Below are 6487 nucleotides of genomic sequence, written 5' to 3'. Positions count from 1 at the left end.
GTGATATCGACTAAGCCATTGCCGCTTAGCGCATGGTTAAGGCGGTAATCACCGGTAGCATTAAGCACCAGCGATGAAGTGCCATCAATGGCAATTCGACCTGATGATGTTGCCGTATCCCCCATCTGAATCTGCTGTGCAGTGGTAAAGTCCGCACCGTGGGTCAGGTTCAGCAGGTCGAAGTGTTGAATATCTGAGGTGTTAGCCAACTGATAATCCACCCCGTCAAAGGTCAGGCTATCGTTGGTGCCACCGGTGCCCGCATCCAGCGTACCAAAAGTGGCCGTATCTTTAACCAGCACGGTGTTATTCCCACCGATACCCGCCACCAAGTTAGCGATTTGCGCACTGCCTGACAGGGTCAGATTATTATTGCCGGTGCCCAACGTGATATTGCCCGCGGTTGAACCGTCGACGGTGATTTGGCTGTTTCCGTCACCCAGTGCCACATTGCCGAGCGCAGAGGCCTCTGTCACTGTGACTTGATGGTTGCCAGCTCCGGCCATCACCAGATGCCCCAGTGTTGACGCATCGTTGACCGTGACGGTCTGAGCTTTCGTTCCGGCCAGAATAATCTCACCGGTGTGCGCAGAACCACCCGATGCCGTCAGCGTATTGGCCCCGCCACTGGCCTTAATATTACCGGTCAGGGTACCGCCGGTCAGATTAATCAGATTATCCCCGGTAGCAAAATCCAACAGGCCTTTGATTGTTCCGGTATTGGTAAAGATTTTATTGCCCGCATTGGACATGGCGATGGCGGCGATATCTGCTGAGGATGCAGTAATGGTGCCGCTGTTACTGATAGTCTCAGCATCGTGAACATTCAGTACATTACCGTTAGCTACGGTAGAAGCAGAGGTTAATATTCCCGAGTTTGCCACGGTTTTTGCACCGCTCACATCAATGGCTGAGCCGCCGGTAGCGTTAGCCACGGCGACGCTCACACCGGTATTTACTGAGCGCTCATTACCATCCAGCGTGGCTTTAACACCAATACCGCTACCGGTGACCTTGATCTTCAGCTCAGACGAGTCCGAGAAGTCCAGATTGGCCGCTACCGCAGAGCCATCCTCATTAAGGTACAAAATACCAGTACCATCAGTAACGTTAATGGTACCTGAGTTAGTTTTAGCCAACGACGCCCCGGTTTTGATACCAATACCGGTGCCGCCCAACTTAATATGCGTGTTATCCAGCTTAATGCCTTCAATACCGGCCACGTTATGAATACCGATACCGCTGGCCCCGGTATCACTCATATCAATAATAGTATTCGCCACGTTCAGACTCAGGGCACCTTCACTGAGTAAAATACCGTCTGCGGTACCGCTAGCCTTAATCGTCCCGGTGCTACCGGAAATAGCACTTAAATCCAGCCCTGCATCCGCATCAACATGAATGGCTGCCGTACCACCCGTGGCCGTAATAGTACCGGTGTTAGTGATGGTACTGTCACTGCCTTTAATATGAATGGCGGTACCGTTAGCCAAGATATCGCTGATATTGACCACGTGGCCATTATCCAGATCTATCGCCGTATGGTTAGTACCTGCGGATAAGTCGATCTTGCCCTTATTATCAATCACCCCGCCGTTCTGAGCCAGAAATGCCGTTGATCCGTTGCTGCCGGCCAAAGAAGTGACCACCGCTCTGTTCTCTACCCGACTACCTTCACCGGTAGCTTTACCCACCACGGCATTGTCGCCGCTCACGCTAAAGGCCGCACCCACTTCAATGACTGCTTGTCCTGCATTTTCGGCCAGTACACCGGTAGCATTAGTGCCGATAGTCAACAGGCTGCCGGTGGCCAGCGTCGCCAATGAGCCAACACCGCTTACCCGAATGCCGGAGGTGATTTTATCGCTACCCGCTTTACCTGACAGATTCAGATTCAACACGCCGTCCAGCGTTGCGGTATCCGTAACGTAGAATAAGGTTGCCCCATCACCGTTGACCTGAGTCTGAGTTGTACCTGCATCGGTAATTATCTGAGAACCACGGCCGTCTACCCAGAAGGCGATCTGATCAGATTTATTGCTATCAAAGTTAACAGCCACGTTGTCATTGAGCGTCACGGTACTGCCTTCTGAGGCATGAACCCCGACAGAACCTGCACCATTAAGATTCACCGCTGCCACATTGCTACCATCACCAATGGTGACCGAAACTTGGCTACCGTCAGCTAGTACGCCAGTGGTTCGGGTTGCGTTGTCAGACCCGTTCCAACTACCATTTAAAGTCAGATCTTTAATAGAGCTTAGCGTTGTGGCAATCGTTTTAGCCGAAGCCTTGAGACCCACGCTACCTGCACCGTCTAAGATGATGTTGCCGCTATTGGCTCCGACAGCACCTTCCTCTACCTGAATGCCTGTGGTGTTATCACCGCTAAAGTGAATATTGCCGGAATTAGTTAAAGCGGCCAAATTGCGGGCGATATAACCTACTACGCCATCCAGCGCTGAATTTAAATTAGCCCCGGCGGTCAGCGATGTCGTTTTTCTTTCCGTATCAGTCATATCGACCTTAGCACCGGTCAGATCGTACCCTTGCCCGTCAGCAATACCGGCAATCGCGCCTTCACCGGAGAGATTAATGGTTGCGGTGCTGCCAATTGTCCCTTTGGCTCCTCCCTCAATCAGGAAACCTGTCGATTCTTTACCATTCACATTAACCGTCATACCACCGGAATCAACGGTGGTACCTTTGCCGGTAGCAATAATCACATTGGCATTATCGCCGGAGGCTGACATAGTCGAAGTGGCATCAAACGAACCGGTAAAGGCTGCCTCACCGTCAAGACGCATTAAAGTAGAATGATTAGTGGTGACATCTTGGGTGCCGGTACTGGTATTACTAATTTTTGATCCAATGCCGTAAATGTAATAACCGATCTGATTTTCGCCGTCAGAAAAGTTCACCTGACCTTTACCCGATAGGCCAATGGTGCCGCCTCCCCGGGCATGAACCCCAATGGCAGCGTCGCCTTTTAAGTTAACGCTGCCGGAAATATCAACCAGTGACTCTGCGCCTTCAGACCATGCGCCGTAATTACGTAATCCGGTCGATGGATCGGCACCGCCGGTAATATTAATCTCACCGCTGGATGTAACCTGCCCGCCAGTCAATGACTTGATACCAATAGCATTAATTCCGCTGATATTTATCTTTCCGGTATTCTTTACTCCTTTGGCTTTATTTTGCGCATAGATACCTATATTTTCCTTTGGAATAAATTTCCCATCATCACCATTGCTAAGAATGGTGATGATGCCGCTATTGACGACATCATGAGTACCCGTGCTTATATCATGTATACCGGTGGAACCTTCAACCTTGGTCCCCAGAATGATGTGGCCTTGATTATCAACAGACCCGATAGTAGCGGCTCCGATACGAATAGCTGACGATCCTGATGCGGTATACATACTATTACCATTAGCATCCATACCGAGATTCATCACCCCGCTAGCTTTATTGATAAAGCTAGCGTTGGTAGAAACCAGCGCCCCATAGACAAAACCAAGAACAGCGCGCCCCTTATTGCCTTCGCTGGTCCCTATATTCATGATGTGGTTATTGATTGCTTTAGCACCACCAAGAATAGTCATCCCCTGTGCTGAACTATTACTACCAATAACTGAAGACCAAAATGGAGGAGAAACATTTAGGAGGCCATTGTTGGTAAACAGGCTGCCTGTACCCGAGACATAAACACCATTGCCATTAACGCCGCCCGCAGTACCCGTGGTTAATGAGCCATTATTAATAAAATGAGAGCCGCTAAATACCGTTGCCGCGTAATAGGGTGTTTCAACGAATCCGTCATTGATTCCTGTGGCCCCCTCTTCTAGCCGGAATACGCTGGCAGTCGTTCCCCAGTTAGCCCGAAGATCGCCTGTAATCTTTCCGGTTTCAGATAGCCGAATTGTTGCTCCTTTGCCTTTTCCCATCATCACCACAGAGATACCGGCAGGCTTAGATACAATAGGATCGGCATTAGCAGGAACCCGATTTATTGTATAATTGGTAGCAACTGTCTTATAGGCTTTAGCTAATTGGGTATCGTATTGCTCAGGTAAAAGTTCGCCCGACTTTATTTTGCTAATCAACCAATTGTTATAATTCTTGAAATCATTTAAAGAACTGACTGTTACCTGACTACCATCAAAAGCTGTGAAGCTGTTTTGATAAGTCGTTTTTCGCGCGACTGCATTTTGAGTCGGTGTGACCATATAGTCAGGTTCAGTGAAAAACTGAACATAGTTAACAGAATGCCAATTAGCTTGAGCGGTTGAACTATTGCCATTGTTCTCAACGTATATCAATTGGCTGTCTTTCATCGCAGCCGTGATATTTATATTATCTGCATGAATATCTGCCGTGCCCGAGGTTACATTAGCAAACCGAGTTTTATAGTAGACGTTTGCCGTGCCGATTTTAGCGACGCCATAACCACCGGCGGCAAATCCACTTTCATACTCTTTTAAACCCGTCGAATCATAAACAGATACCACGCGCGAGGCGTTGATAATTGGATCTTCAATAGTGATATTTTGGCTTTTTGCACCAAGATGAACCTGAATTTCACCGGAGGGCAAAGGTGTTGCATTGATATATCCGGCAGCAATCAATTGATTTATGGTGCTATAAGTAGCGTAGGTTCCGGAAGCTCCAGTAAACGTTGAAGGACCGTTAATACGATATGTTTTACCATCAGAAATGGTCAGCATACCGGCATATTCATTATTAGTGGAAAATGACCATGTCGAATCAAGGTTACAGGTAAGAAATTCAGAGAAACATTCACTTGCCAGAGCCGTATTGGATAATGCTAAACTCAGAGCCAGGCCAGAGAGCGTTTTTTTTGTGGCGCTTTTTACTTTTCCACGTCCAAGTTCTGAAGTGACGACCCACAGGCCTAATGCGTTATTCCATATAATTCTATAAACTTTATTCATTTTCTGATTCCATGGCTAAATCCATTCATGGAATCTTTAAACCCATTTATAAAAAATAGATCTATTCTTCCATGAATAAAAACACTTCCCTTAACGAGTTGACAATAATAGGTCTTAATTCAATTTCCAATAAATCGTTTATAACGATCAATTTACATTTAATGATCGATAAAATCAATTGATACTTGAATATCGATCGTCCAAGACAATACAAAAAAGGATTGTTTATAATTACACACCCAATAAACCACCAAACAATAATTCGTAACTTATTGATTAAAGTTAAAATAAGTTAATTTTTAAAATTAATAAACTATAATTTCAAAGCGTTATTATATTTACTATTAAATTAAAATAATCTCCTATTCCTAATAACCAGAAGTGTTTACCTTTAAATAATAACAATCATATAAATAGTCACGGTAATAACTTATTTCCATTTAAATAGATTTCGGCCATTTTAGTTAGCGTTGTTAATAATTCAACCACATCAACCCATTAGCATTATTAAGTATCCATAAATAATCAATTTCTCTGCCTATCCTCTGCCTATATTGTATAGGTTGTTATACCATGTCGCTGAACCGACGGTTTGTCGTCCATGGCGGGCTATCGTACTTTTGAGTTTAATCACTATTTCCATTACACTCACCTCCCGGTCATCAGCAACCAATAAGCGCTTAAAAATGGATGAGATCTCGACTAAAACGCCAGCCATTGATAAAACAGCCCGCATACTCAACTATGTCGCACAAAACGGCAGCGTAACCTTTAGTCAGCTCTATCAAAACCTGAACTTAGCACAAAGCTCAACCGCGACATTGCTAAATAGTCTGATCGCCCACGGATTTTTAAGGCAAGAAAAAGGAAAGTATTATTTAGGTTTAAGCCTGTTTGAACTGGGCAGTCGGGCAGTTGAAAGCTTTGATATTCGCGAACTGGCCATTGAACCTATGAATTTTTTACGCAATAAAACCGGTTTGGCCTGTCACTTAGGCGTGCTCGATGGCAGCTCTGCGATTTATTTGGCCAAAACCGAAAGCCCCGGAGCTATTGTGGTTCGTAGCTGGCTAGGTAAACGCCTTTCACTGCATAGCTCAAGCCTGGGAAAAGTTCTTCTTTCATGGCTGCCGGATGAAGACGTTGACCGTTTAATCCCACAGGAAGTATTACCGGTAAAAACCAAAACAACTATTGCTACCCGCACCCAGTTGAAAAAAGAGTTAGCGATTGTTCGTCACCAGGGCTGGGCCTTCGATAATGAAGAAGATTACGATGGCGTTAGCTGCATATCTGCACCGGTCTTTGATAAGAGCAATCGCGTGATTGCGGCTATTAGCATGTCAGGCGTTAGCTTTCAGGTACCCAATGAGAAAATTCCTGAATTTGTTGAACTGGTTAAAACGGCGGCTAATATGTTGTCACAATCAATCCGCTAACGCTTCGATTGCAGAAAACATTTTTAAGCTTATTTGATTAGCTGATAAGCAATAACCTATTGTTATCGCCACGGTATATCCCCTCCC

Annotated in this window: 2 protein-coding genes; one reads left to right on the top strand and one right to left on the bottom strand. The window is 45.8% G+C overall.

From position 1 onward, the window contains the following. On the bottom strand, positions 1 to 4961 hold a 4961-nt coding region (locus YWE_RS0114760; RefSeq protein ID WP_029095245.1), incomplete at its 3' end, for an ESPR-type extended signal peptide-containing protein. 620 nt (positions 4962 to 5581) lie between these two features. On the opposite strand from YWE_RS0114760, the gene YWE_RS0114755 reads away from it, so the two are divergent. Continuing rightward, on the top strand, positions 5582 to 6400 hold the full coding sequence (locus YWE_RS0114755; RefSeq protein ID WP_227659952.1) for an IclR family transcriptional regulator: 819 nt from the start codon (positions 5582 to 5584) through the stop codon (positions 6398 to 6400). Positions 6401 to 6487 lie beyond the last annotated feature (87 nt).

Origin of the sequence: Budvicia aquatica DSM 5075 = ATCC 35567, from assembly GCF_000427805.1 — a bacterium.
GTDB lineage: Bacteria > Pseudomonadota > Gammaproteobacteria > Enterobacterales > Enterobacteriaceae > Budvicia > Budvicia aquatica.
Note: the sequence above shows the minus strand (reverse complement) of the source record. Positions and strands in the feature narration are given on the sequence as shown.